Annotated in this window: 21 protein-coding genes and 2 tRNA genes; 7 read left to right on the forward strand and 16 right to left on the reverse strand. The window is 50.5% G+C overall.

Annotation, left to right across the window (positions count from 1 at the left end; genetic code table 11):
- Positions 1-32: 32 nt before the first annotated feature.
- The 11 genes from tatC to O4H49_RS17740 form a co-directional block, all read right to left on the reverse strand.
- The gene (tatC, locus tag O4H49_RS17690) at positions 33-842 is read right to left on the reverse strand and encodes a twin-arginine translocase subunit TatC (RefSeq protein WP_269424773.1); all 810 of its coding nucleotides are present in this window, start codon (positions 840-842) and stop codon (positions 33-35) included.
- A 5-nt stretch (positions 843-847) separates the two neighbouring features.
- A complete protein-coding gene (tatB, locus tag O4H49_RS17695; RefSeq protein WP_269424774.1) occupies positions 848-1,360 on the reverse strand; it encodes a Sec-independent protein translocase protein TatB in 513 nt (170 codons plus the stop codon).
- Positions 1,361-1,426: 66 nt separating this feature from the next.
- Positions 1,427-1,639: a twin-arginine translocase TatA/TatE family subunit gene (locus tag O4H49_RS17700; RefSeq protein ID WP_269424775.1), complete on the reverse strand. Its 213-nt coding sequence runs from the start codon at positions 1,637-1,639 to the stop codon at positions 1,427-1,429.
- A 113-nt stretch (positions 1,640-1,752) separates the two neighbouring features.
- A complete protein-coding gene (locus tag O4H49_RS17705; protein WP_269424776.1) occupies positions 1,753-2,817 on the reverse strand; it encodes an ABC transporter ATP-binding protein in 1,065 nt (354 codons plus the stop codon).
- 224 nt (positions 2,818-3,041) lie between these two features.
- Positions 3,042-3,749 carry an SMC-Scp complex subunit ScpB gene (gene scpB, locus O4H49_RS17710; protein ID WP_269424777.1) on the reverse strand — a complete coding sequence of 236 codons (708 nt, stop codon included), beginning with the start codon at positions 3,747-3,749 and terminating at the stop codon, positions 3,042-3,044.
- 37 nt (positions 3,750-3,786) lie between these two features.
- Positions 3,787-4,593 (reverse strand): segregation and condensation protein A, encoded by an 807-nt coding sequence (locus O4H49_RS17715; protein WP_269424778.1) that lies wholly within the window; start codon positions 4,591-4,593, stop codon positions 3,787-3,789.
- A 15-nt stretch (positions 4,594-4,608) separates the two neighbouring features.
- The gene (locus O4H49_RS17720; RefSeq protein WP_269424779.1) at positions 4,609-5,304 is read right to left on the reverse strand and encodes a site-2 protease family protein; all 696 of its coding nucleotides are present in this window, start codon (positions 5,302-5,304) and stop codon (positions 4,609-4,611) included.
- Positions 5,305-5,331: 27 nt separating this feature from the next.
- Positions 5,332-6,348 carry a beta-N-acetylhexosaminidase gene (gene nagZ / locus O4H49_RS17725; RefSeq protein WP_269424780.1) on the reverse strand — a complete coding sequence of 339 codons (1,017 nt, stop codon included), beginning with the start codon at positions 6,346-6,348 and terminating at the stop codon, positions 5,332-5,334.
- A gap of 23 nt (positions 6,349-6,371) precedes the next feature.
- Positions 6,372-7,364: an SPOR domain-containing protein gene (locus O4H49_RS17730; RefSeq protein ID WP_269424781.1), complete on the reverse strand. Its 993-nt coding sequence runs from the start codon at positions 7,362-7,364 to the stop codon at positions 6,372-6,374.
- Positions 7,364-9,118 (reverse strand): arginine--tRNA ligase, encoded by a 1,755-nt coding sequence (gene argS, locus O4H49_RS17735; RefSeq protein WP_269424782.1) that lies wholly within the window; start codon positions 9,116-9,118, stop codon positions 7,364-7,366. The genes O4H49_RS17730 and argS overlap by 1 nt, the downstream gene beginning before the upstream one ends.
- Positions 9,115-10,302, reverse strand: a complete 1,188-nt coding sequence (locus O4H49_RS17740; protein ID WP_269424783.1) for a deoxyguanosinetriphosphate triphosphohydrolase — start codon at positions 10,300-10,302, stop codon at positions 9,115-9,117. The genes argS and O4H49_RS17740 overlap by 4 nt, the downstream gene beginning before the upstream one ends.
- A gap of 275 nt (positions 10,303-10,577) precedes the next feature.
- Between O4H49_RS17740 and erpA the strand changes: the two genes are divergently transcribed.
- The 4 genes from erpA to ilvD all read left to right on the forward strand — a co-directional run bounded on the left by erpA (position 10,578) and on the right by ilvD (position 14,532).
- Positions 10,578-10,925, forward strand: a complete 348-nt coding sequence (gene erpA / locus O4H49_RS17745; protein ID WP_269424784.1) for an iron-sulfur cluster insertion protein ErpA — start codon at positions 10,578-10,580, stop codon at positions 10,923-10,925.
- A gap of 55 nt (positions 10,926-10,980) precedes the next feature.
- Complete coding sequence (xth, locus tag O4H49_RS17750; RefSeq protein ID WP_269424785.1) at positions 10,981-11,784, forward strand: exodeoxyribonuclease III; 804 nt, start codon at positions 10,981-10,983, stop codon at positions 11,782-11,784.
- Between the two features lie 8 nt (positions 11,785-11,792).
- A complete protein-coding gene (locus tag O4H49_RS17755) occupies positions 11,793-12,530 on the forward strand; it encodes a rhomboid family intramembrane serine protease (protein WP_269424786.1) in 738 nt (245 codons plus the stop codon).
- A gap of 145 nt (positions 12,531-12,675) precedes the next feature.
- Positions 12,676-14,532 (forward strand): dihydroxy-acid dehydratase, encoded by a 1,857-nt coding sequence (ilvD, locus tag O4H49_RS17760; RefSeq protein WP_269424787.1) that lies wholly within the window; start codon positions 12,676-12,678, stop codon positions 14,530-14,532.
- An 83-nt stretch (positions 14,533-14,615) separates the two neighbouring features.
- Here ilvD and O4H49_RS17765 read toward each other — a convergent pair whose 3' ends face one another.
- From O4H49_RS17765 to O4H49_RS17785, 5 genes are all read right to left on the reverse strand, one after another.
- The gene (locus O4H49_RS17765) at positions 14,616-15,263 is read right to left on the reverse strand and encodes a TetR/AcrR family transcriptional regulator (protein ID WP_269424788.1); all 648 of its coding nucleotides are present in this window, start codon (positions 15,261-15,263) and stop codon (positions 14,616-14,618) included.
- Between the two features lie 185 nt (positions 15,264-15,448).
- Positions 15,449-18,100, reverse strand: coding sequence for a valine--tRNA ligase (locus O4H49_RS17770; protein ID WP_269424789.1), 2,652 nt, complete (start codon positions 18,098-18,100; stop codon positions 15,449-15,451).
- Positions 18,101-18,186: 86 nt separating this feature from the next.
- Positions 18,187-18,933 carry a DUF2497 domain-containing protein gene (locus tag O4H49_RS17775; protein ID WP_269424790.1) on the reverse strand — a complete coding sequence of 249 codons (747 nt, stop codon included), beginning with the start codon at positions 18,931-18,933 and terminating at the stop codon, positions 18,187-18,189.
- A gap of 105 nt (positions 18,934-19,038) precedes the next feature.
- Complete coding sequence (locus O4H49_RS17780) at positions 19,039-20,400, reverse strand: TolC family outer membrane protein (protein WP_269424791.1); 1,362 nt, start codon at positions 20,398-20,400, stop codon at positions 19,039-19,041.
- Positions 20,401-20,669: 269 nt separating this feature from the next.
- Positions 20,670-21,344 (reverse strand): protein-L-isoaspartate O-methyltransferase family protein, encoded by a 675-nt coding sequence (locus tag O4H49_RS17785; protein WP_269424792.1) that lies wholly within the window; start codon positions 21,342-21,344, stop codon positions 20,670-20,672.
- Between the two features lie 243 nt (positions 21,345-21,587).
- Between O4H49_RS17785 and O4H49_RS17790 the strand changes: the two genes are divergently transcribed.
- From O4H49_RS17790 to O4H49_RS17800, 3 genes are all read left to right on the forward strand, one after another.
- Positions 21,588-21,661, forward strand: a tRNA-Cys gene (locus O4H49_RS17790).
- 286 nt (positions 21,662-21,947) lie between these two features.
- Positions 21,948-22,023, forward strand: a tRNA-Asn gene (locus O4H49_RS17795).
- Positions 22,024-22,200: 177 nt separating this feature from the next.
- On the forward strand, positions 22,201-23,151 hold the full coding sequence (locus O4H49_RS17800) for a tetratricopeptide repeat protein (RefSeq protein ID WP_269424793.1): 951 nt from the start codon (positions 22,201-22,203) through the stop codon (positions 23,149-23,151).
- Positions 23,152-23,191: the final 40 nt, after the last annotated feature.

Here is a 23,191-nt window from a genome sequence, read left to right on the forward strand (position 1 = left end):
CTTGTTCACAAAATGCAGATAAAGAAATTGCGCTATTCGTCGGTCTGGTCACCGGACTCGGCATTTTCCGCTTCGGTACGCTTACGTTCGACCATCTTTGCCATAAGGATTGAAATTTCATAAAGCAGCACAATCGGGATCGCCAAAGCCAGCTGGCTCAGGGGATCTGGCGGCGTAAAGATTGCCGCAACAATAAAGACACCAACGATGGCGTATTTACGTTTTTCCGCCATGCCCTTGGCTGATGCAAGACCGACACGGGCCAAGAGTGTCATCAGCACGGGTAACTGGAAACAGATGCCAAAGGCAAAAATCAGTTTCATCATCAACGAGAAGTATTCATTGACCTTTGCTTCGAGTTCAATCGCAATAGTGCTTTCTGTTCCCTGGACCTGGAAACCAAGAAAAAACTGGGCTGCCATCGGAAAGATAACAAAATACACCAAGGCGCCACCGATAAAAAACAGGATCGGCGATGCAATCAGGAAGGGAGCAAAAGCAGATTTTTCGTTATTGTACAGCCCCGGCGCGACAAACAACCAGATCTGGGTCAGAAAAATAGGGCAACTGATAAAAGCACCAAAGAAAAAAGCTACTTTGACATAGGTGAAAAACACCTCGGTCAAATCGGTAAAGATCAGACGCTGCTGTCGTTCGCTCACCGCATTTTCCCGCATGACATCAGCAAGTGGTGCTGCAAGGTATTCAAAAAGCTGTTCTGCAAAAGCAAAACAGATCAGAAACGCGACCAGAAGCGTCACGACACTCCAGAGCATGCGTTTTCTCAGCTCGATCAAATGTTCGAGCAAGGGCATCTTTTGTTCTTCGGAGGTATTGGCCACGATATTTAACTGCTTTTATGTTCTGCGGCTTCATTGGCAGGGGTAACCGTTTCCACCACGGGAGGCGTTACCTCAATGCTGCTTTTGGAAGCAGAAGCTTTGGTTTCCGATTTTGGGCTGTCGGATTGGGGAAAAACCTTTGATGCAGCTTGTCCCGGAGTAATTGGCTCGGGCGTAATCTGTTTTTCAATCGTCCCCGCCTCATCATCGTCAAGGCTATCTGCAGCGTCCTTAACTTCGCGCTGTACCTTGGACAATGATCGGGTTGGATCAATAACGTCCTCGACAGTTTTACGAATAGACGCACTATTCGTCCCTTCCAGAGCCTTGCGGGCATCCTGCAGATCAGCTTCACGAATGACATCATCGACGCCGGATTGGAATTCCCGCGCCAGTCCCTTGGCTTTCTTCACCCATTTCGAAACTGTACGCAGGGTTTCAGGCAGCTCTTTCGGGCCCATAATTAGCAGGGCCAGAACTGCGATAATCATCATCTCCGACCAACCGATGTCGAACATTGGCTACAGCTCCCTGGAACAAGATCCGATCTGTCCAAAAATCCCTCAAAGGGAATTCGAAAGAAATCAGACCTTGTCTTTCTCTTCGGAAATGGTCTTGTTTTCTTCTGCAACGGATGCTGTTGACGGATCAGACTTTTCGTCTTTCAGACCTTTTTTAAAGGCCTTGATACCAGAGCCCGCATCGCCCATGAGCTTGCTGAGCTTGCCGCCGCCGCCAAAGAGAACCAAAACTACAACCAAAACAATCAGCCAATGCCAGATGCTGAACGTACCCATTACTCAAGCTCCTTGGAGACAATTTACCCTTAATCTGCTAGGGACTATGGCAAAAACCAACCCCTCTAGCAACGATTCATGCAACAGATGCCCCCTTGAAAGGGACCTGACATTCAATTCTTCGGGTGAGCTGCCGGAAAAACGAAGGTAAAACGTCGATCAAGATCAAGAATAATCTTTTTCCCGGCTTCAGCTGAGAACTGGTTGCCCATACGCGCTTTTATCAAAAGATCATGTTTACTGCCGTTAGAAACCCGAAAATCAACCAGGCTGGTCCGTCCCAGCATCCGGGTACGAAGAACCTCTGCCTCAACGCCTGTGCCGTTGATTTTCTCTCCGACAACAACGGCTTCTGGCCTGACCAGAACATTAACAGCGGCCCCGTCGATCAGATCCGGTGTTGCAAAACGGCCAAAAGGGGTTTCAACGTTTCCCTGATTACAAACAGAGGCAAACTCGTTCACATCGCCAAAAAAATGGGCAACAAACGAATCTGCCGGGCGAGAGTAAAGTTCAAAAGGAGGTCCCGCCTGAACAATCCTGCCATCCCGCATTATCGCAATCCTGTCGGCCATGAACATGGCTTCTTCAGGATCGTGTGTCACCATCAGTGTCGCAGCACCGTTTTCCTTCAGCACCCTGACAGTTTCATCGCGAATCTGATTACGCAGCCGAACATCCAGCCCTGAAAAGGGCTCATCCAGCAAGACCACTCGTGGGCGCGGGGCAATAGCCCGGGCAAGAGCGACACGTTGTTGTTGGCCACCGGAAAGTGTATGCGGATAGGCATCCAGATAATCGGCCATACCGACCTGATCAAGAGTTTCCAGAACCCGTGTCCGGCGTTCGGCACGTCCCAGATGTTTCAGGCCGAAAGCCACGTTTTTACCAACACTCAAATGGGGAAACAGCGCATAGTCCTGAAAGACGAGGCCAACACTGCGTTCCTCAGGCGGCAAATCCACCTTTCCATCAGACACGACTTTCCCAGCCATGGACACGCGTCCGCTTTGCAGCATCTCCAGACCTGCTGCTATACGCAGAGCCGTTGTCTTGCCACAACCGGACGGCCCCAACAGACAGACGAACTCCCCAGCCTCAATAGAGAGGCTGACATCATTCACTGCCGCCAGATTGCCAAAATTATGGCTTACATTTTCCAAACTGAGTGCTGACATCAACCAACCGGGTTCCTGAGCCTTGAGTATACATGCTGCAAAGTACGCAGAACTGCAGTTAAAAATCAATATCAACTGGCCATGAAAAACCAGATAATCCCTGATACACAACGTCACAGGCCATAAGCGACAGCTGTACAGCAAGGACAAACCAGTTCGCCCAGACCTCAAACTCTCCAGGAAATCCGGTTTCCTTCAACTATTCCCCATGGAGGAAAAAATGTTCAGATCCGAAACCCCTGCTGCTCCCCCTCTTCTCCTTCATCCAGATCCTCGCCAAAGTCGGATCTGAGCAACTCCGGTTCCTGGTTCTCATCAGAAACCTCTGCAGCGAGATCAATTCCTTCCCGGGAGAGGCTCAGAAGATCACCGTGATCCCCAAGCGCCGTAATTGCAGGACGGCGATCAAGCAATCCGGCAGCTTTCAGTTCATCAAGCCCCGGCAAATGATCAAGGCTCTCCAGGCCGAAATGATCCAGAAAGGATTCGCTGGTCGCCCAGGTTACTGGCCGTCCCGGTGTACGACGGCGGCCTTTGGGACGGACCCAACCGATCTCCAGCAAGGTGTCGAGTGTCCCCTTCGAAAGTGCGACGCCTCTTATTTCCTCGACCTCAGCCCGGGTTACCGGCTGGTGGTACGCGATAATCGACAGGGTTTCGATTGCAGCGCGCGTCAGACGTTTAACATTACTCTGCTCGACCCGAAGCAGCGGCGCCATATCCGGCGCGGTCCGAAAAGCCCATTTTTCCTCAATACGGATCAGGTTCACCCCTCTGTTCTGGTAGAGCTCCCTGAGTTCTTCCAGCAAAAGCGGCAGTTCACTATCCGACGGGAAATGTCGCATCAGATCTTTAATGGACAGAGGTTCCGTTGCCGCAAACAGCACCGCCTCCAGCAAGCGTAGAAAGTCATATCTGGTTTCTAACGCCATAATCCCCTGTTTCCCCTTTTGTTGTATAACAAACCACTTAGTCCTGTGTGATGTGACCTTTGCCATCGCGAATATAGATTGGTGCAAAAGCCCCCTCCTGTTGCAGCTCGATCTTTCCTTCCCGGCACATTTCCAGGCTTGCGGCAAAGATAGAGGCGACAGCCGAGCGGCTGATAATGCCACGTCCCAAATGTGTCGGCAAAAAACGGTTCAGTTCCTGCCATTCAGGCAGAGTTCCAAGAAAAGCTGAAAGGCGCTTGATCGCCTCCTCAACCGAATGCAGCTCCATATGTTCGATCAACAGACTGGAGGGTTCTGCTTTTGCCCGGTTGTTTGCATAGGCTTTCAGAATATCGAAGAGCGAGACTTCGTAATCTGTCCGTTCGACAATCCCGCTCTGTTCAGGGTTGCCACGGGCAAAAAAATCGACCCCCAGCTGGGGCCGGGCCATCAGACGTTTCCCGGCATCCTGCATCGCCTGAAGTCGCTGGAGCTGGAACTTCAGCGCCGCGGCCAGTTCTGCCCCGGAAGGTTCCTCACCACTTTGCGGTTCAGGTAACAGAAGCCTCGATTTCAGATAGGCCAGCCAGGCCGCCATCACCAGATAATCCGCGGCCAGCTCAAGCCTTAGTTCATGTGCCTGCTGGATGAAGGAGATATACTGGTTCGCCAGTGCCAGAATGGAAATCTGGGTCAGGTCAACCTTCTGATCCCGGGCCAGCTGCAACAAGATATCAATCGGCCCTTCGAAACCCTCAAGATCGAGAATAAGCGGGTGTAACGCAGAGAGCGCCACACCTTTATCATCCAGATTGTCTTCTTCGAAAAGCGATGTGTCTGTCACAGAATTCCAAGATAGTTAGAAAAGATTACGACCAGCTATCGCCTCAAAAAAAGGTCTCGCGCCATCGATAGCTGTTCCAATAATATATCCAATAATATTCAGGTTCATACCAAACTCCCTTCCGACGAATGGAAGTGCAAAAATCAGAACCAATAGGATCACCATACCAAAACGTTCAGTCTGTGAAAACTTGATTGCAAGTGGTATTGGCAGAAGACCTGTCAAAACACGTCCACCATCAAGAGGGAGGATCGGCAGCATGTTAAAGACTGCTAGTATCAAATTGATAACGATAGCATTTCTTAAATTTTGAAGAACCCATGCTGTCGCGATATCCGGAATGATGCCGATGATAGCAATACCAATCGCAGCAACGAGAGCGATAAAGAGGTTACTCAGGGGCCCAGCCAGGGCAACAAAGATCATATCTCGTTTGGGGTTTCCCAGTCGTCCAAATCTAACAGGAACTGGCTTGGCCCAGCCAAGAATAAAGGGCGACCCTGAGAAAATCAGAACCGCTGGCAGCAGAATTGTACCAAAAGGATCTGTGTGTTTGAGTGGATTAAGGGTCACGCGGCCCAGTTTATAGGCCGTATCATCACCCAGACGGTAGGCGACATAAGCATGCGCCGCCTCGTGCAGGGTAACTGCAAACAACACAGGCAAGGCCCAAACGGACGCTCCGAAGAGGAACGTACTAATATCCATCATCGATAAAATTCCGGTTATGTAAAAAGATCACACCCAATAGGGAGAAAGAAGGTCGTTCAACTCTGCAGAAGCATGCAGACTGTCACATGGGGGGCTTCTGCGCAATTTCCAAGCCCGGTCCAGTCGTAATCGTTTCTGGTCGTCTATTTCGGCCAGCCCCGCAGCCACGCCAGACATCTCGCCCTGATCGCCATTACAGTGCAGGACAATGTCACATCCCGCTGCAAGACAAGAACGTGCCTTTTCCTCGTAACTGCCCTGCATCGCCTTCATCGAAAGATCGTCAGAAAGCAAAATCCCCTCAAAACCGATCTCCTTGCGGATAATCTCGCCGATAATCTTTGGGGAAACAGTTGCAATATGATCCGGATCGATATCCTCATATATAACATGAGCTGTCATGCCCCAGGGAGAATCCTTCATCAGCCTGAAGGCTTCGAAGTCGCTGCGGACAAGTTCGCTTTTGGGTGTACTGACACGAGGCAATTCCTTGTGACTGTCCACCAGTGCCCGCCCATGCCCTGGCAAATGCTTGATCACAGGCATTATGCCACAATCAAGGAAGCCGTTACTCACAGACCGGGCAAGTTCAGCGACCTGTTCTGGTGTAGCCCCATAGGAACGATCCCCAACAATCTCGTGAGCGCCGGGGATTGTCAGATCCAGCACAGGGGCACAGTCAACGGTAAAGCCAAGTTGGGTAAGTTCACTGGAAATCAGGCAGGCATTCAGGTAAGCCGCACGTCGCGCTTTGTCTGCATCCACCTCGTACAGCTTTCCAAACACAGCAGCAGCTGGCGTCTTGCGCCAGTGTGGAGGGCGTAACCGGGCAACACGTCCGCCTTCCTGATCGACAAGAACGGGCAAATCATCCTGCCCGCTCAGCGTCTTCAATTCGTCGATCAGACGTTTGATCTGCTCGGGGGTATCACAGTTTCGGCCAAAAAGGACAAAGCCATAAGGCTTGGTCTCTGAAAAAAAACCTTTTTCCCAGGCCGTCAGACAATGTCCTTCGCATCCGAAGATTACCGAATTCTGTGCCACAGAAATACCCCCGCCCTATCATGCTATTTGACCTTCTTGACCAGACAATCTCTCTTGGCTGCCTTCAGCTTTTCACAAAAATCGCTGGCGGCCTGCTTGTCCGCGAAAGGACCGGTTTGAAGGCGATAACGAACACCTACTCCGGAAATATCGGCCTTTTCAACAATGGCCTGTTTATCACCAAGAAGGTCAGACAGCTTGCGCTGGATATTTTTCCATTCTGTCATCGCATCCGCTTCGCTCTTGAGCGAGGCCAGCTGAAGAACATAATCACCCGTTGCAGCGTTTTGAACAGGTTTTTCTGGACTAGCCGGCTCGGCAACAGGCTGACTTGCTTCTGGAACTGGTGGTGGTGCCAGAACAGATTCAACTTCTTTTGTGCCCTCGACCACAGGCGGGGGCGCCAAGACCACAGGCGCTTCTTCCACCGGTGTTTCCGGAGGAAGTGCAACAGGGTTTTCGGGTATTTCTGCAACAGCTGTCGCTTCTCCCTCAGACACCGGAGCCGTTTCAGCTTCAACAGGAACATCGGTCACAACTGGCGACAGGGGAACCTCTGGGGGCGGCAATAGCTTTTCCACCTGTCCGGAATTCACTGCAGCGTCCTCTTCATTCAGGACCAGCTTGTCCTGATGAGGCACCGCCATCCCTCCGGGTTCTTCCGGCTTGGTCTTTTCAGGGGTGGTTTCAGCTTCGATCAGCGGGATCGTATTTGGAACTGTTTGGTCAGGTCCATTACTATCCCCAAGGATGAAAAAGATACCACCGCCAATGACGGAGACAACAATCAGCCCCAACCCGACAGGAATCAGCTTTCGAAACAAACCTTCACCGGGATCAGAATCAACATCATCTTCCCAATATTCATCATCGGGAAAGCTATCCGTTTCAAAAGATCGCCCACTATCATCGCGATCGGTCGTCGCACGCAGGCTTTCTTTTTCGCGGACTTTTTCAAACTCGCGAAGACCGTCACCAGTTCCTCTGGACGAGTTACCAGAATCATTAAAAGACATCAGCGCATTTCCTCAACAGGTTCAATGCCAAACACATCAAGTCCCGACGCAATTACCAGTGATGTTGCCTTTACCAGAGCCATTCTGGCTTCAGTCAAGGCAGGGTTATCAACCAGGATAAACCGCAAGCTTGCATCATCTTTACCTTTGGTCCAAAGGCCGTGCAGTTCTCCAGCCAACTCGTAAAGATAGAAGGCGATACGGTGCGGCTCGTGGGCTTCCCCCGCACTTTCAAGCAGGCGGGGCCATTCACACAACTTGCGAACCAGCGCCAGTTCCCCATCACTATTCAACAAGGAGCAATCAATTCCGGAGAGTTTTTCCTGCGTCAGATCCAGCGTCGGAATTTCCAACTTGGCGTTCTTTAACACAGAACAAGCCCGCGCATGTGCGTACTGAACATAGAACACAGGGTTGTCACGGCTCTGCTCCAGCACCTTGACCAGATCGAAATCAAGCGAAGCATCATTTTTGCGGGTCAGCATGATAAAGCGGACAACATCTTTCCCAACTTCATCAATCACATCCCGCAAGGTCACAAAATTCCCCGAACGCTTGGACATCCGGACCATTTCGCCATCGCGCAAGAGGTTGACCAGCTGACAGACTTTGACATCAAGCGATCCCTGCCCCTCGGTAAGGGCGGTGACCGCAGCCTGCATCCGCTTGATATAGCCACCATGATCCGCGCCCCAGACGTTGATCATGTTTTTGAAACCGCGGCGATATTTATCAAGGTGATAGGCCATGTCACCAGCAAAGTAGGTCCAGCTGCCATCAGATTTCTGGATCGGACGATCAACATCGTCCCCAAAATCAGTTGAACGGAACAGCGTCTGTGGACGGGGTTCCCAATCATCCGGTGTTTTGCCTTTTGGTGGCTCCAGAACCCCCGTATAGACCAGATTGTGTTCCTTGAGGAATTTGGCGACTTCTTCAACGCCTCCGGCTTCAACCAGTTCACGTTCGGAAGAATAGAGATCCATCACAACACCCAAAGCTGCCAGATCCCGTTTGATCAGATCAATCAGCTCGGCAATGGCGAACTTTCTGACTTCCGGCAACCAGACACTTTCTTCCTTGCCCAGCCATTTGTCCCCGTCACGCGCAACCAGTGCCTTGCCAACATCAATCAGATATTCACCCGGATAAAATCCAGCCGGGATTTCCCCGATATCCTCACCAAGTGCCTCGCGGTATCTGAGATAGGCTGAGCCAGCAAGAACGTTAACCTGGTTCCCTGCATCATTGATGTAGTATTCCCGACAAACATTATAGCCGACTTTGGCAAGCAACGATGCCAGGGCATCACCAACAATAGCCCCACGGGCGTGTCCGACCGTCAGAGGACCTGTCGGGTTAGCAGAGACATATTCAACGTTGACCTTCTCGCCCTGCCCCATATCGGAATTACCATAAGCAAGACCAGACTTGAGGATGGTTCCGATCTGCTCCAGCCAGAGTTTTTCCTCCAGGCGCAGGTTGATAAAGCCGGGTCCAGCAATCTCGACAGAATTTACAACATCAAGATTCTCAAGACGCGCTGCCAGCAGAGCGGCCAGATCCCGAGGTTTCATCGCAGCAGGTTTGGCCAGAACCATCGCGGCATTGGTCGAGATATCTCCATGAGAAGAGTCTCGTGGCGGCTCGGCAGAAACCCGGGAAAAATCCAGGCCAGAAGGAATTTCGCCAGAAACAGCCATCTCTTCAAGCTGTGCTACAATCTTATTTCTCAGGTCTTTGAAAACGTTCATTTTATCTCAAAATCCAGATTAAAAATCTGTCTGTGTTGTTCAAAAGCATAGCGGTCAGTCATACCAGCGATGTAATCCGCGATCAAACGTGCGCTGCGCTTTGTCAATTTTGTTCCAGCTTCCAGACGCCAATAGTCAGGAAGCCCCTCTGGATGCTCTGAATAATGTGAAAAGAGGTTTCTCACAACCTGCTTTACACGTTCGCGCATCTCTTTGACTTTTTCATGGCGGTACATACGCCCGAATAAAAAAGCCCGCAGCTCTTTTTCAGCAAGCTTGAACTGATCGGAAAAAGCCACCAGCGCCTGTGGCTGCGCCCGAACGTCAATAACAGACTGCGGCATCGCCTGCTCAAGCCGACGCCCTGTCTCAGCCAGCACATCACTGATCATATGATCAACAAGACGCCTGACCGCTTCATGGACCAGACTTTCCTGTCCAACATTCGGATACCGTTGCTCAACTTCGCGAAAGATATCACCGACAACCGGTAAATCCAGCAAATCCCCAACTTTAAAAAGTCCTGCCCGGATCCCGTCATCAATATCGTGATTATTATAGGCGATATCATCTGAGATTGCGGCGATCTGCGCTTCCAATCCTGCAAATGATGCCAATTCCAGATCGATTGCGTTTGTGCAGTACTTTCGCATGCTTTCCGGAACGATCGCTTCTTTACTGAGCGGCCCTGCAACTGGGCCATTATGCTTGGCAATTCCTTCCAGACTTTCCCAGGAAAGATTCAGGCCATTAAAGTCTGCATAGCGCCGCTCCAGCTGTGTCACCACCCGAAAGGTTTGTTCATTATGGTCGAAACCGTCGAAAGGCAGCATCATCTCGTGCAAAGCATCTTCACCCGCATGCCCAAAAGGAGTGTGCCCCAGATCATGTGCCAGGGCTATCGTCTCTGCCAGGTCCTCGTTCACGCCAAGGGTTCGGCTCAGGCTCCGGGCGATCTGTGCCACTTCAAGTGAATGGGTCAGACGAGTTCTGAAATGATCCCCTTCATGATAGACAAAAACCTGGGTTTTGTACTGAAGACGTCGAAAAGCCACGGAATGAATAATGCGATCCCGGTCTCTTTGAAATGCCGTACGGTTTTTGCTCTCCGGCTCCTTGAGAAGACGGCCTCTTGAGTTTTCCGGCAAGGAGGCGTAAGGCCTGATCGAATCGCTGTTTTGCATCGGCAAAGACTAGCGGTATGCGTAACTTAGTCAAAGGGATTTCTATTGAAAACACGCCTTGGAGTCCCTCTGTTGGAAGTCATCCCGTCAAAGGCTTTTCTCAAGACTTCACCCTGAAGGATTGACAGACCCTGAAAGCAGCTTACATAGGTATAGATAATATCCTTGTTTTACAGTCGGACTTTGATCATCCGTGAATAACGGTTTTCATGATCCGCCTGGACGATTAGGATAGGATCTGGATCAACAGCGTCTCATAGGTCGGCGGAGCAAGTATGAGTACAGAAGAACAATCTCCTTTTATTACTCTTTCACCCAGTGCAGCCAAACGTGTTGCCTGGCTGGCAGAACAGGAAGGGAACCCCGGGTTGATGCTGCGCATTACGGTCTCAGGCGGCGGATGTTCTGGTTTCCAATACGGCTTTTCCTTTGACAGCACAGTCAATGACGACGACCTGACCTTCGCTACTGATGGCACATCGGCCGTTATTGATCAGATGTCCCTCGATTTGCTCAATGGTTCCGAAATTGATTTTGTCGAAGACCTGATGGGCTCCTCTTTCCGGATCACCAACCCCAATGCCACGGCGTCCTGCGGCTGCGGTACCTCCTTCGCCATCTGAGTAAAACATTCTGTAAATTAGAACATCTGTCCCGACCCCGGAGTTTCTGACACCAATGATCAAGATCGCAACCTGGAATGTAAACTCCATCAACAAGCGCCTGCCGAACGTACTTGAATGGATCCGGGAAGCATCCCCTGATGTCCTGCTGCTGCAGGAACTCAAGACCGTTGCAGAAAAGTTCCCCTATCTGGAATTTGAAGAGCTCGGTTATCACGTCGAGGTTGTCGGTCAAAAAAGCTACAACGGTGTTGCCCTGATTTCCAAGGCCCCGATTACCGATGTCATTCGGGAACTGCCCGGGGATAGCGAGGATGATCATGCCCGCTATGTCGAAGGAACAACCTTTGGGGTGCGTGTTGCCTCGATTTATCTGCCCAACGGCAATAACAATTATAACAAGACTGACGCGACAAAATTCCCTTACAAGCTAAAATGGATGGAGCGCCTCAATGCGCATGCAGCAGCATTGCTGAAAACGGAACAACCGACCATCCTTGCCGGGGACTTCAACCTGATCCCGACAGACGATGATGTGTTTGATCCCCGCCGCTTTGATGGCAGCGCACACACGCATGCCGCCTCTCGTGATCGATACCGGGCGCTGGAGCATCTGGGGTACAACGAGGCCTGGCGCAGCCTGAACAAGGAAGCCCATGTCTACAGTTACTGGGATTACCAGAAAGAGGCCTACCAGCATAATAACGGCATCCGCATTGACCTGATGATGCTCTCTCCCCAGGCTGCTGATCTCCTGACAGCTTCAGCAATTGACAAGACACCCCGTGGAAAAGAATCTCCCTCTGATCATACACCGGTTTATTGCGAACTCGATATCCACCACAAAGCAGCAGCGTGAGATAGGGGATGTTTATCCCGCTTTTTGACAATCTCCCCCGCATATTGATTGAGAAACCCTGGGTTAACTGGGCAGGTATTGCTCTTTGTGTCATTATTTTTGCCCTGGAGTTTTTTCTGCCGGAAGAGACAATGGGACAGATGATTTTTGCCCTTGGCTTAATCCCCGATGTTCTTATGGGGAATGCCGAACGCGCAGATGCCATCAACTGGGTTTCGCCCTATCTCAACCTTGTGACATACAACTTTCTCCATGCCGACTTCATGCACCTTGCCGGGAACATGATTTTCCTCTGGGTTTTCGGGGATAATATTGAAGACGCCATGGGTCACCGCCGGTATTTGCTTTTTCTCGCAACCTGCGGTGCTGCAGCAGGTCTGGGGCAGGCCGTCCTTTCTCCTGGTTCCCAATTGCCGATCATTGGTGCCAGCGGTGCAATTTCGGGTATTCTGGGGGCTTATCTGATACAATACCCCCGCGCCAAGGTTTTGGTGCCGATCTTTACGATTCCTGTATTTATTCGGGCCTATCTGTTACTGATCTTCTGGATCGGATTTCAGGTTGTGTCTGCTCTGATCGCCGTTGAAAATCATGAATCCGGTGTTGCCTGGTGGGCGCATATTATTGGCTTTTTCAGCGGCATGGCTCTGATCCCTCTTTTCAGACACAGCAGTTTGCCCCTGCTCAGTCCCGAGGAACTCCCTCGCGGGTTAAGTATCAGAAAAACTGGATACAGGCAGAAATGATTCTGGATCTGTATCACCGGTGTAAGATAAGGGATGCAAAATTTATCGCTATTTTATGAAATAACCATGGACGTATAGCCATGGATTTCCTAATTATCTTACAACAACCATAAACTCATCTACGACGTAACGTTAGGATAAAGCCGTGCCAGAGTATCGTTCCAGAACCTCCACACATGGCCGCAACATGGCAGGAGCCCGTGGCCTGTGGCGCGCAACCGGCATGCAGGATGACGACTTTGGTAAGCCGATCATCGCAATTGCCAACTCTTTCACCCAGTTCGTTCCCGGACATGTCCACCTGAAGGACCTTGGTGGACTGGTTGCTGAAGAGATCCAAAAGGCTGGCGGTGTTGCCAAGGAATTCAACACCATCGCGGTGGATGACGGCATTGCCATGGGCCACGATGGCATGCTCTACAGTCTGCCTTCCCGTGAAGTTATTGCCGATGCTGTCGAATATATGTGCAACGCCCACTGCGCTGATGCGGTCGTCTGTATCTCCAACTGCGACAAGATCACACCCGGCATGCTGATGGCTGCCATGCGCCTCAACATTCCGGCAATTTTTGTCTCTGGCGGGCCGATGGAAGCCGGAAAGATCATTCTCAACAACAAAGAACGCAAGCTTGATCTGGTTGATGCCATGGTTGATGCTGCTGACCCTAACGTCAGCGATGAGGATGTCGCAGCGATCGAACGCTCCGCCTGCCCCACCTGTGGTTCCTGTTCCGGTATGTTTACAGCCAACTCCATGAACTGTCTCAGCGAAGCCATGGGCTTGTCCCTTCCTGGCAATGGCTCTTTGCTCGCAACCCATAAACTGCGCGGTGAACTGTTCAAGGAAGCCGGTCGCCGGATTGTCGACATTACCAAACGCTATTATGAACAGGGTGATGAAAGCGTCCTCCCCCGCGGGATTGCGACTTTTGAAACCTATCAGAACGCGATGGTACTCGACATTGCCATGGGCGGCTCCACCAACACGATCCTACATATTCTGGCCATGGCCCAGGAAGGTGGTGTTGATTTCAAAATGTCTGATATAGACAATCTTTCGCGCAAGGTACCACAGCTGGCAAAGGTTGCTCCATCGACAGCCAAATATCACATGGAAGACGTCCACCGGGCTGGTGGGATTATGGGCCTTCTCGGTGAACTGGATCGCCTTGGCCTGATCCATCGGGACCGACCAACTGTACATGCAAAAACTCTCGGCGAGGCCATCGACAAGTGGGACATTGTCCGCTCAGATGACCCCGCAACCAAAACCTTTTATTCCGCAGCACCTGGCGGCGTCAGAACAACCCAGGCCTTCAGTCAGGACAGATACTATTCCTCACTTGATGATGATCGCGCTAACGGCTGTATTCGTAATGGCGAACACGCCTTCAGTCAGGAAGGCGGTCTTGCTGTTCTATTTGGCAATATTGCTGTGGATGGCTGCGTCGTTAAAACCGCTGGTGTTGATGATTCCATTCTCAAATTCAAAGGCACGGTGAAAATCTTTGAATCCCAGGAAGCTGCAGTTGCCGGTGTACTTGGTGGAGAAGTTGTCGAGGGCGATGTTGTCGTCATCCGCTATGAAGGCCCCAAAGGCGGCCCAGGCATGCAGGAGATGCTCTATCCGACCAGCTATCTCAAATCCATGGGACTTGGCAAAGCCTGTGCCCTTCTGACCGATGGGCGCTTCTCTGGCGGAACTTCCGGTCTTTCCATCGGGCACGTCTCTCCGGAAGCAGCCCAGGGTGGCGCGATTGCCCTGGTGGAGGCTGGGGATGCCATTGAAATCGATATCCCCAATCGGACCATCAATGTGCTCCTCAGTGACGAGGAACTACAACGCCGCCGGGATGCCATGAATGCGCGGGGCAAAGCCGCCTGGAAGCCAGCCAAACCTCGTCCCAGAAAAGTCAGTGGTGCCCTCAAGGCCTATGCACACTTTACCACTTCGGCTGATCGGGGTGCATATCGTGATGTAAACCAGCATGACGAAGAATAACCGTCACGCAGAATGACGTTAAAAAGGGCCGGTGCTTGATAGCATCGGCCCTTTTGATTTGAATTCTTTATAGTCGGCAGGGTTTAGTCTGGAGTTGGGAAAGCACCGCGCACAATCCGGAGTAAAGCCTCCTGTCCTGCATCAAGCATTCTGGAACGAACGTCACCGGATACCTGAGAAAGCGGTGCCACCTGTGCCCGCTCAAAATGGAAAAGCAACAACGCCAGATCATTCAGTTCCCTGTCAGGTATCGAAGCTCCCTGCTGCTTCATATATCCAGCCATACGTTCGGTCAGAACCTGGCTATGAATCAAATCAAGCTGTGCCAGGTCCTTGTTGGTTCCCATAGCCTTTTGCAAGCGATCCTTAACGATTGCGCTGGTCTTTGTGTTCGCTAAAGCCTTGAAGATATTTCCCCAGAAAAGAGCTATATCCGTTTTGTCAGGTGGAAAAGAACCTTCAATCTCATCTAGAGCAGCTCCAACCTCATCAAGCCACTGCTCGTAGAGCGCCAGAATAATTGCTTCCTTGTTTGGGAAAAATTGATAGAGCGAGGCAATATTGACTTCGGCGACTTCTGCAATTCGACGTGTCGTCAGTCGGTCCAGGCTAATCGAGGTCAGAAGGCTTGCGCCCGCATCCAGAATACGCCGAACACTTTCTCTCGAGCGCTGCTGAGTTGGCAGGCGTCTCTTGACCAGTTTTTTTTGCTTAACGAAGCTCGTTTTCAACTCTGTCATCATAACAGCAGGTTAGCGCTGACTGTTGATAGATAAAATACGTAATAAAACGTATACAACGCGGATTTTCCGGTACGCCTCCCTCGATTTCAGTGAAACAGCAACAAAAAGGCTGTGAAGGCCAAAAGAAAAAGCCGCTTCAGAAGCGGCTTTTTCATCACACAGAAGTCAGAATTTTACAGATCAGCCAAACGCTCTACTGCAGCATTCAACTCGTTCAATGTCGCCTGAAAATCATCACGGCGACTGTGCTGTTCTTTAACCACAGCTTCCGGTGCTTTCGAAATGAACTGTTCATTGGCCAGCTTCTTGTCGATTTTTTCAATTTCCGAAAGAGTCTTTTCAATTTCCTTACTCAGGCGGGCTTTTTCCTGGGTAACATCGACAATCCCTTCCAGAGGCAGGGCAAACGTCGCATCATCCAGAACAATCTGGATCGCCCCTTTCGGCAGATCCCCTTCAATGGCATCAAGCGATGAAAGACGGGCAAGCCAACTGATCACATTCTCATAGCTTGCAATCCGCGCCTTGATCTCCTCGGTACCATCCTTGAGCAACAAGGGAGCTTTCAGGGCTGGCGGGGTGTTCAACTCAGCACGGGTTGCCCGGATATCTGTAATCAGGCGAATGACCCAATCCATCTCTTTTTCAACCGCGGCATCAATATACCGCTCGTCGAAAGTCGGCCAGACCGCAGAGATCAAGGGGCCAGCCCCCTCTCCGCCAATGGTCTCCCAAAGTTCTTCCGTGATATAAGGCATAATCGGATGCAACAGATGCAAAATCTGGGAAAGAGTCCAGGCAATCGTTGCTTTCGTCTCTTTTTCGACTTCGCTATCGCCGCTGGCGAGAACCGGCTTGGTAAATTCGAGATACCAGTCGCAAAATTCATTCCAGACAAACTTGTAGAGCGCATTTGCCGCATCGTTAAAACGATAGTCGTCAAGGGCCTTGTCAACTGCAGCTGTTGCAGCAGCAACTTTCCCAACAATCCAGCGGTTAACAGGTTGTTTACAGGTCAAGGGGTCAAAGTTGGGATCCAGGACAGCGCCATTCATCAGACTGAAACGTGCTGCATTCCAAAGCTTGGTCCCAAAGTTGCGATACCCTTCAACACGCGAAGACGCCAGCTTGATATCCCGCCCCGGCGCTGCCATCGCAGACAGGGTAAATCGCAACGCATCACAGCTGTATTCTGCAATTGTTTCAAGCGGATCAATTACATTGCCCTTGGACTTGGACATTTTCTGGCCATTCTCGTCACGCACCAGCGCGTGGATATAAACGGTTTTGAAAGGAACATCGTCCATAAAGTGCATGCCCATCATCATCATCCGGGCAACCCAGAAGAAGATGATGTCAAAGCCGGTCACCAGAACATCACCTGGATAATACCGCTTCAGCTCTGCGGTCTGTTCGGGCCAGCCGATGGTAGAAAACGGCCAGAGGGCAGAAGAGAACCATGTATCAAGAACGTCGGGATCCCGGGTTAATTCAACAGCCTGACCGAGCTGAGCCAATGCGGCGGCCTGGGCTTCTTCTTCAGTCTCTTCAACGAAGATCTCGCCATCGGGGCCGTACCATGCCGGAATCTGATGCCCCCACCACAACTGTCGTGAGACACACCATGGCTGTATGTTACGCATCCATTCGTAATAGGTGTTTTCCCACTGTTTGGGCACGATCTGGGTTTTCCCCGTCTCGACAGCCTCAAGCGCCGGCTTGGCCAGCGTGGCAGCGTCTACGTACCACTGGTCCGTCAACCAGGGCTCAATCGGAACCCCGGAACGATCTCCATGTGGGACCGTATGCAGATGGTCATCAATTTTTTCCAGTAAACCCTGTGCTTCAAATTCAGCGACAATTTTCTTGCGCGCTTCGAAACGATCCATGCCCTGATAGGCTTCAGGTGCATTCTCGTTAATACGGGCATGTTTATCAAAAACGTTGATCATTTCCAGATTACAACGCCGGCCAACCTCAAAATCGTTAAAATCATGAGCTGGCGTAATCTTCACCGCGCCTGATCCTGTTTCAGGATCAGCGTATTCGTCTGCGACAATCGGGATCAGCCTGCCAACAATCGGCAAAACGACATTTTTGCCAATCAGATCCTTATAACGCTCATCTTCAGGATGAACCGCAACACCACTGTCGCCCAGCATGGTTTCCGGACGTGTTGTTGCCACAACAATATATTTACCGTCCTGACCTTCAAGAGGATAGCGGAAGTGCCAGAGATTACCATTGACCTCGTTCTGCTGGACTTCCAGATCGGAAATCGCCGTCAACAACTTGGGGTCCCAATTTACCAGACGCTTGTCTTTATAAATCAGGCCTTCTTTATGCAGCTGGACAAAAACCTTGCGCACCGCAGCCGACAGACCTTCGTCCATGGTAAAGCGTTCGCGTGGCCAGTCAGCTGAGGCCCCAAGATGACGGAGCTGCTTGACAATTGTCCCGCCGGATTTTTCTTTCCAGTCCCAGACACTCTCAAGGAACTTGTCGCGCCCCAGATCATGCCGAGAAATACCTTTTTCAGCCAGCTGACGTTCGACAACCATCTGCGTGGCAATGCCTGCGTGGTCTGTCCCCGGCTGCCAAAGCACATCATGGCCGCGCATCCGTTTGTACCGGATCAGGACATCCTGAAGCGTAAAGGTCAGAGCATGTCCCATATGCAGACTGCCCGTCACATTTGGAGGCGGCATCATGATGGTATAGGGGGTCGCCTGGGAATTTGGATCGGCCGCAAAAGCACCAGATTTTTCCCAACGTGCGTACTGCTTCGCCTCAACCTGGTCGGGGCAATAGGTTTTCTCCAGCATTGCTGGGTTCCTCTTACTCAATAATTCAATGTGAAATAATGCTAGTTGTTGCTAGCAGTTCAAAAGAAAAAAGAAAAGACCGGGCCTTATAAATCTTCGGCCCGGCGCACCATTTTCTTTATTTCTTCCCGGACAATGCGTTCGACCATAGGGCCAAGCCGCACATCGAGCCAGGCTTTAAGCTCTGGTACCAGTGCTTCGCGCACGATGTCTTCAAGCGTTTTTCCAGTACCAATCGCCAGTGATCGTTGGACAACCGCTGCACGCGCAATCTCGGATAGAGCAGAAGCCGCCTTATCCTGGGTTTCCTCCTGAAGAATGCTCACCGCATCAGATACATCCAGGTCGAGATCCAGATCATCGCCTTCTTCGTCAAAGTCGACTTCTACCGATTCCTCAACAGGAGCTTCTTCTTCAAATGACAGGTCTTCTTCTGGCTCGGGCTCTGCTTCAGGCTGGCTTTCCTCTTCGAGAGACAGGTCCTCTTCAACCGCCTCAAAGGGATCCTCTTCCTCTATCTCTTCTTCAGGTTCTGGGTTTTCAAAGGTATTGCGGAAATCTTCTTCAATTGAGTCTTCTTCGGGCACGGGCTCTTCGGCTGTTTCCTCTTCAGGTTCATCAGCCTCATCAGCGGCAAGCACTTCCTCTTCCTCGACAACCTCTTCGGTCAGGTCAAGAATATCATCTTCTGCCTCAGCCTCGGATTCTTCCTCTGCAGCAACCGCAGCTTTCGGGGCATCTTCACCCTCGGGACCATCCTCAGATATTATCCGGCGTATAGACGCCAGAATTTCTTCCATCGACGGTTCGCCCTGGGTTTCTTGATTACTCATTGAAATGTTGTCCCACCGCTTCTTTCTCTGCCAACACACTATTCAGCTGACATTCAAGACAGACTGATCGCTAGATATTATTGAAAGAGAAAGGGTTTTGCACCCCTATTTTTCAATTTCAAGTCCAAACCACTTATCGCGGACCTTGTTATAATCCGCTGCAGGATCAAACAGATTGACCGGCAAGCCCAGATATTGGGCCGTCAACTGCCCCATGGCCCCCAAAACCTGATAGGTCGCAATAACTTCATCTCGTTCGGCACTGACAAGATTTACCTGGGCATCAAGCAGTTCCTGTTCGGCATCCAGAACATCAAGAATCGTCCGCTCTCCAACTTCCTCTTCCTGCCTAACTCCCTCAAGAGCAATTTCAGCTGCTTCCACTGCTGAGGTGAACGACTGGATCTGGGCTTGCGCAGTTACAAGATTCTCCCAGGAAGACACGCCCTGCTGTTCAATCGAACGAGATTGCTCGGCAATTTGAATTCTGCGCTGATTGGCATCCTGCTTTGCCTGACGCACGCGGCTGCTCACCAGACCTTGCTGGTAAAGCGGGACAGTAACCTGAGCAATAATCTCGCCCGATGTACTGTCCACATCCTTGGAAGAGGTTTCATCTGAACGACTGACACTCCCGACCAGAGCAACTTCGGGATAGAGTTCACCTGTCACTTCCCTTACCTGCTTAATCGCTGCCAGCTCATTGTATTTGGCAGCAAGAACAGAAGGATTGTTCTCAAGAGCAACACCAAGCAACTCAGACTGGGATGCAGGTGGTGTACCAAAAGGATTTGGCCGTTCAAGCTGAATTGGCTCAGCGCCCACAATCTCGATATAAGCAGCCTTGGAAGTGTTCAATGTCCCTTCCGAGGCTATTCGTTTCGCTGTCGCTGTCGCCAGTCTCGACTCGGATTGGGCAACGTCGGTTCTGGTCAATTCGCCGACTTCAAAACGATCTTTTGTCGCTTCAAGCTGACGTGCGAGAACCTTTTCGTTATTAACATTAAGTTCAAGTACGGCCTGATCCCGCCAGACAGAGGCATAGGCAGATACGGCTTTCAACAGAACATCCTGCTCAACAGCAACAACATTTGCCCGCTGGGCAAGAACAAGGTTTTCTGCCTGCTCGGTTGCAGCAACAGTACGGCCACCACGGTAAAGAGATTGCGTAACCTGAAGCGTCGCATTGAGAGGCTGGGTTGTATCAGTCGAATCCCCTGACGGAGCATCAGTATCTGTTCGCCGAACACCCGCAGAGCCGGATAGAGTAACCTGGGGTCGCCAATTGGAAAGTGCCTGGGGAACAGATTCATTCACCGACTTCAAACCGGTCTGTGCACTGGAAAGGGTTGGATTCGTTTCATAAGCTTTAACCAGAGCATCATTCAGACTTTGGGCATGAGCACTGAATGCAAAGACACTTACCCCACCAAAAGCGGCAAGACCAACAAGTGCACTTCTATTCAAGAGACTCTTTTTGGTTTTTTTTGTCTTACAGTTCATTTTATTTCCAATTTTAGTCCGACCAGGTTCAAAAAAAGAGGTTCGCCAAACTCAGGAACCAGAGAAATTTCGTTGTAAATCAAACAGAGTCGCGACAGGTAATCCCAGAGACAATTTCACTGGATATACGAAACCACAGCAAGTCCGAATTATTCCAACAGATATCAACGATAGGTAGGCGCAAGCTCCTGAAGAACAAGCCCCAACAGTCAAAAAACCGGTTCAGCCCCGCTTCAGAAACTGAAAACAGCTTTGGGTTCAAAACCAGGTAACAGCGGAGTATTTGCATCAAACACAATACGGCTGGACACTTTCCCTGCATGTTTTTCAAACACAGTTACATGACCAAGGTCCTGCTTGTTACGGGCTTTGTTGTCCTGAACCACGGCGATCAAACGGCCTTTTTCTGCAAGTTGATCAAATAGCTGGGGAGAAATTTCAGCAACAGCCCCCCCAAGGACGATCAGATCATAAGCGGCTTGCTTGGCGTAGCCTTCGTTTAATGCTCCTGCAACAGCTACCGCGTTTTCGACTCCCAGCTGTGAGAAGGTCTCATTCATGCCCGTAACCAGGCTCTCTTCTGATTCCAGGGCAATAACCGCATTCACCAGCTTTGAAAGCACTGTAGCCGCATATCCCGTTGCAGCACCAACCACCAATGCCGTTTCATGCGCCTGTGGCTCGATTATCTGGAGCATTCTTGCAAGAACCATTGGTTCCATTAAATAGCGCCCCTGACCGACGGCAAGATCTTCATCAACATAGGCTACACTTCTTGAAGCCTCAGGAACGAACTCTTCACGTGCCACAGTTTCAAATGCATCCAGAACACCAGCGTGGGTGACTTTATTGGTGCGCAGCTGGCTGTTGACCATATTCACGCGAGCTTGTTGGAAATTGACCATCATAGAAACAACCGATCATTAAGAATAAATTTCGGGGATCATACCCAAGAGTACGGATGCTTTCCAGATAAAGTAGTTCATTTTGTTACGAGAAAGCGGTTTTTTTTTATCCAGCAACTTCTACCGGTGAAATGAGGCAGTTCCCGGCCCGTATTATTGCGGCTGGAATCGACATTGCCCACTTGACCTCCTGCCCACTGATCACTATACATCCCGGCACTGCCAGCGAACAGAGTTCGTCCGGACGGCCCGGTGGCAGAGTGGTTATGCAGAGGACTGCAAATCCTTGAACGTCGGTTCGATTCCGGCCCGGGCCTCCAAACATCAAATCCCCCCGACAAAAAAGCAGAACTAAAAATTACATAATCTTCGGATTGGCTGTCCTGCTTCCATAAGAAGTCCCCTTCTTATCCTTCCCGGATGTTTGAGCGATTCCAAAACTTGAGACAGAATAAACAACCATAACCCTTTGACAAATTCACCAGACAAGACACTGTTTTTAAAAGAATAAAAAAAAATCAAAAAAAATACATAAAAGCCATTGCCACGTTAAGAGACCGCTGTTATAACCCAACCCGTCGCCAACGAGGCGGCCGAAAACACTGATCCGCGATAGCTCAGTTGGTAGAGCAGGTGACTGTTAATCACCTTGTCGCAGGTTCGAGTCCTGCTCGCGGAGCCATTTAAAAAACCCTGACCGGGAAACTGGTCAGGGTTTTGTTTTTGTCGATCCTGTTTCTCCCGAGACCTATTGATAAAACACCTTCCCCAGATCAGAGGCTTTGCATTTCCCTGCTGCCTTGGATAAACTCTGCCGACAAATTAACCATAGAATTTCAGCCCTGACAGGGGCATCAACATGCAATTTACAAGATTATTTTTTGTACTCAGCCTTACAGCCTGTGTGACCCTGCATAATTTTTCTGCCGCAGCAGACGGAATCGTCTATGCGCGGGCTGCACAAGAAGCCGAAGATAACGGCGACTCCTCTCTTGCAATAAAATATTATAACCAGGCCCTGGCTGAAGGAGATCTCTCCGCAAAGCTCCAGGCTTACGTCCACAATAATCTGGGTCTATTGCATCTTGAACTGGGGAACAGCGCCGAGGCCGAAGCAGACTTCAGAGAAGCTGTCACACTCCTCCCCGCTTATGCCGATGCCTATCTCAATCTGACAAATCTCTATGCAGCACAGAATAACTTTGATGAAGCCTTGAATATCCTTAATCAGGCACTTTTACAGACTCCGGAAAATCCGGACCTGCTCCTGAATCGGGGTTTGATATTCAAGGAAAAGCAGGAAACAGCAGCGGCCTTACAGGACATCTCGCAATCTATATTGATACAGCCTTCAATCGGGGAGAGTTTAATTCAGCCAGATAATGTATATCTGGGAAATTATATTGAACCCGCGACAATTGACCATTTTATCACCATTCTTTCGGAAGAACCCGACAGCCTTGATGCCTATGTAAAACGGGCACATGCGTATCTCTGTACAGGGTTTCTGGATCTGGCACTGACTGACACGGAATATGTCATTGAACTGGAGCCACGCTCGTTCAAGGCCTATACAACAAAAGGGATTATCCTATACAGCCAAGGGGCCTATGACAAAGCCATCAGGGCCTTTGACAATGCACAGCGCCTCGCTCCAAACGACCCGGAGATCTTTTACCTTCGCGGAAAACTTTACAAAGGTCTGGGTGACAACAACAACGCTTCGTTTGATTTTCAGATGGCTTTCAGCATCAACCGCCAAGACCCGCGTTATAGAAAAGAACTGCAGGATCTCGGCCTGATCAAATAACGGCCTCAGGCCACTCGGCCCTAAGAATCCCGGTTATTTT

The sequence above is a fragment of the Kiloniella laminariae genome (assembly GCF_027214005.1).
GTDB classification, from domain to species: domain Bacteria; phylum Pseudomonadota; class Alphaproteobacteria; order Kiloniellales; family Kiloniellaceae; genus Kiloniella; species Kiloniella laminariae_A.

Coding starts and splice junctions, on each gene's coding strand:
- scpB (WP_269424777.1), bottom strand. CDS start 3,749: ATGGCGTTAGAAACCAGATATGACTTTCTACGCTTGCTGGAGGCGGTG.
- erpA (WP_269424784.1), top strand. CDS start 10,578: ATGAGTACAGAAGAACAATCTCCTTTTATTACTCTTTCACCCAGTGCA.
- O4H49_RS17730 (WP_269424781.1), bottom strand. CDS start 7,364: ATGTCTTTTAATGATTCTGGTAACTCGTCCAGAGGAACTGGTGACGGT.
- O4H49_RS17720 (WP_269424779.1), bottom strand. CDS start 5,304: ATGATGGATATTAGTACGTTCCTCTTCGGAGCGTCCGTTTGGGCCTTG.
- O4H49_RS17705 (WP_269424776.1), bottom strand. CDS start 2,817: ATGTCAGCACTCAGTTTGGAAAATGTAAGCCATAATTTTGGCAATCTG.
- O4H49_RS17800 (WP_269424793.1), top strand. CDS start 22,201: ATGCAATTTACAAGATTATTTTTTGTACTCAGCCTTACAGCCTGTGTG.
- tatB (WP_269424774.1), bottom strand. CDS start 1,360: ATGTTCGACATCGGTTGGTCGGAGATGATGATTATCGCAGTTCTGGCC.
- O4H49_RS17785 (WP_269424792.1), bottom strand. CDS start 21,344: ATGATGGTCAATTTCCAACAAGCTCGCGTGAATATGGTCAACAGCCAG.
- xth (WP_269424785.1), top strand. CDS start 10,981: ATGATCAAGATCGCAACCTGGAATGTAAACTCCATCAACAAGCGCCTG.
- O4H49_RS17770 (WP_269424789.1), bottom strand. CDS start 18,100: ATGCTGGAGAAAACCTATTGCCCCGACCAGGTTGAGGCGAAGCAGTAC.
- O4H49_RS17740 (WP_269424783.1), bottom strand. CDS start 10,302: ATGCAAAACAGCGATTCGATCAGGCCTTACGCCTCCTTGCCGGAAAAC.
- argS (WP_269424782.1), bottom strand. CDS start 9,118: ATGAACGTTTTCAAAGACCTGAGAAATAAGATTGTAGCACAGCTTGAA.
- O4H49_RS17775 (WP_269424790.1), bottom strand. CDS start 18,933: ATGAGTAATCAAGAAACCCAGGGCGAACCGTCGATGGAAGAAATTCTG.
- O4H49_RS17700 (WP_269424775.1), bottom strand. CDS start 1,639: ATGGGTACGTTCAGCATCTGGCATTGGCTGATTGTTTTGGTTGTAGTT.
- O4H49_RS17755 (WP_269424786.1), top strand. CDS start 11,793: ATGTTTATCCCGCTTTTTGACAATCTCCCCCGCATATTGATTGAGAAA.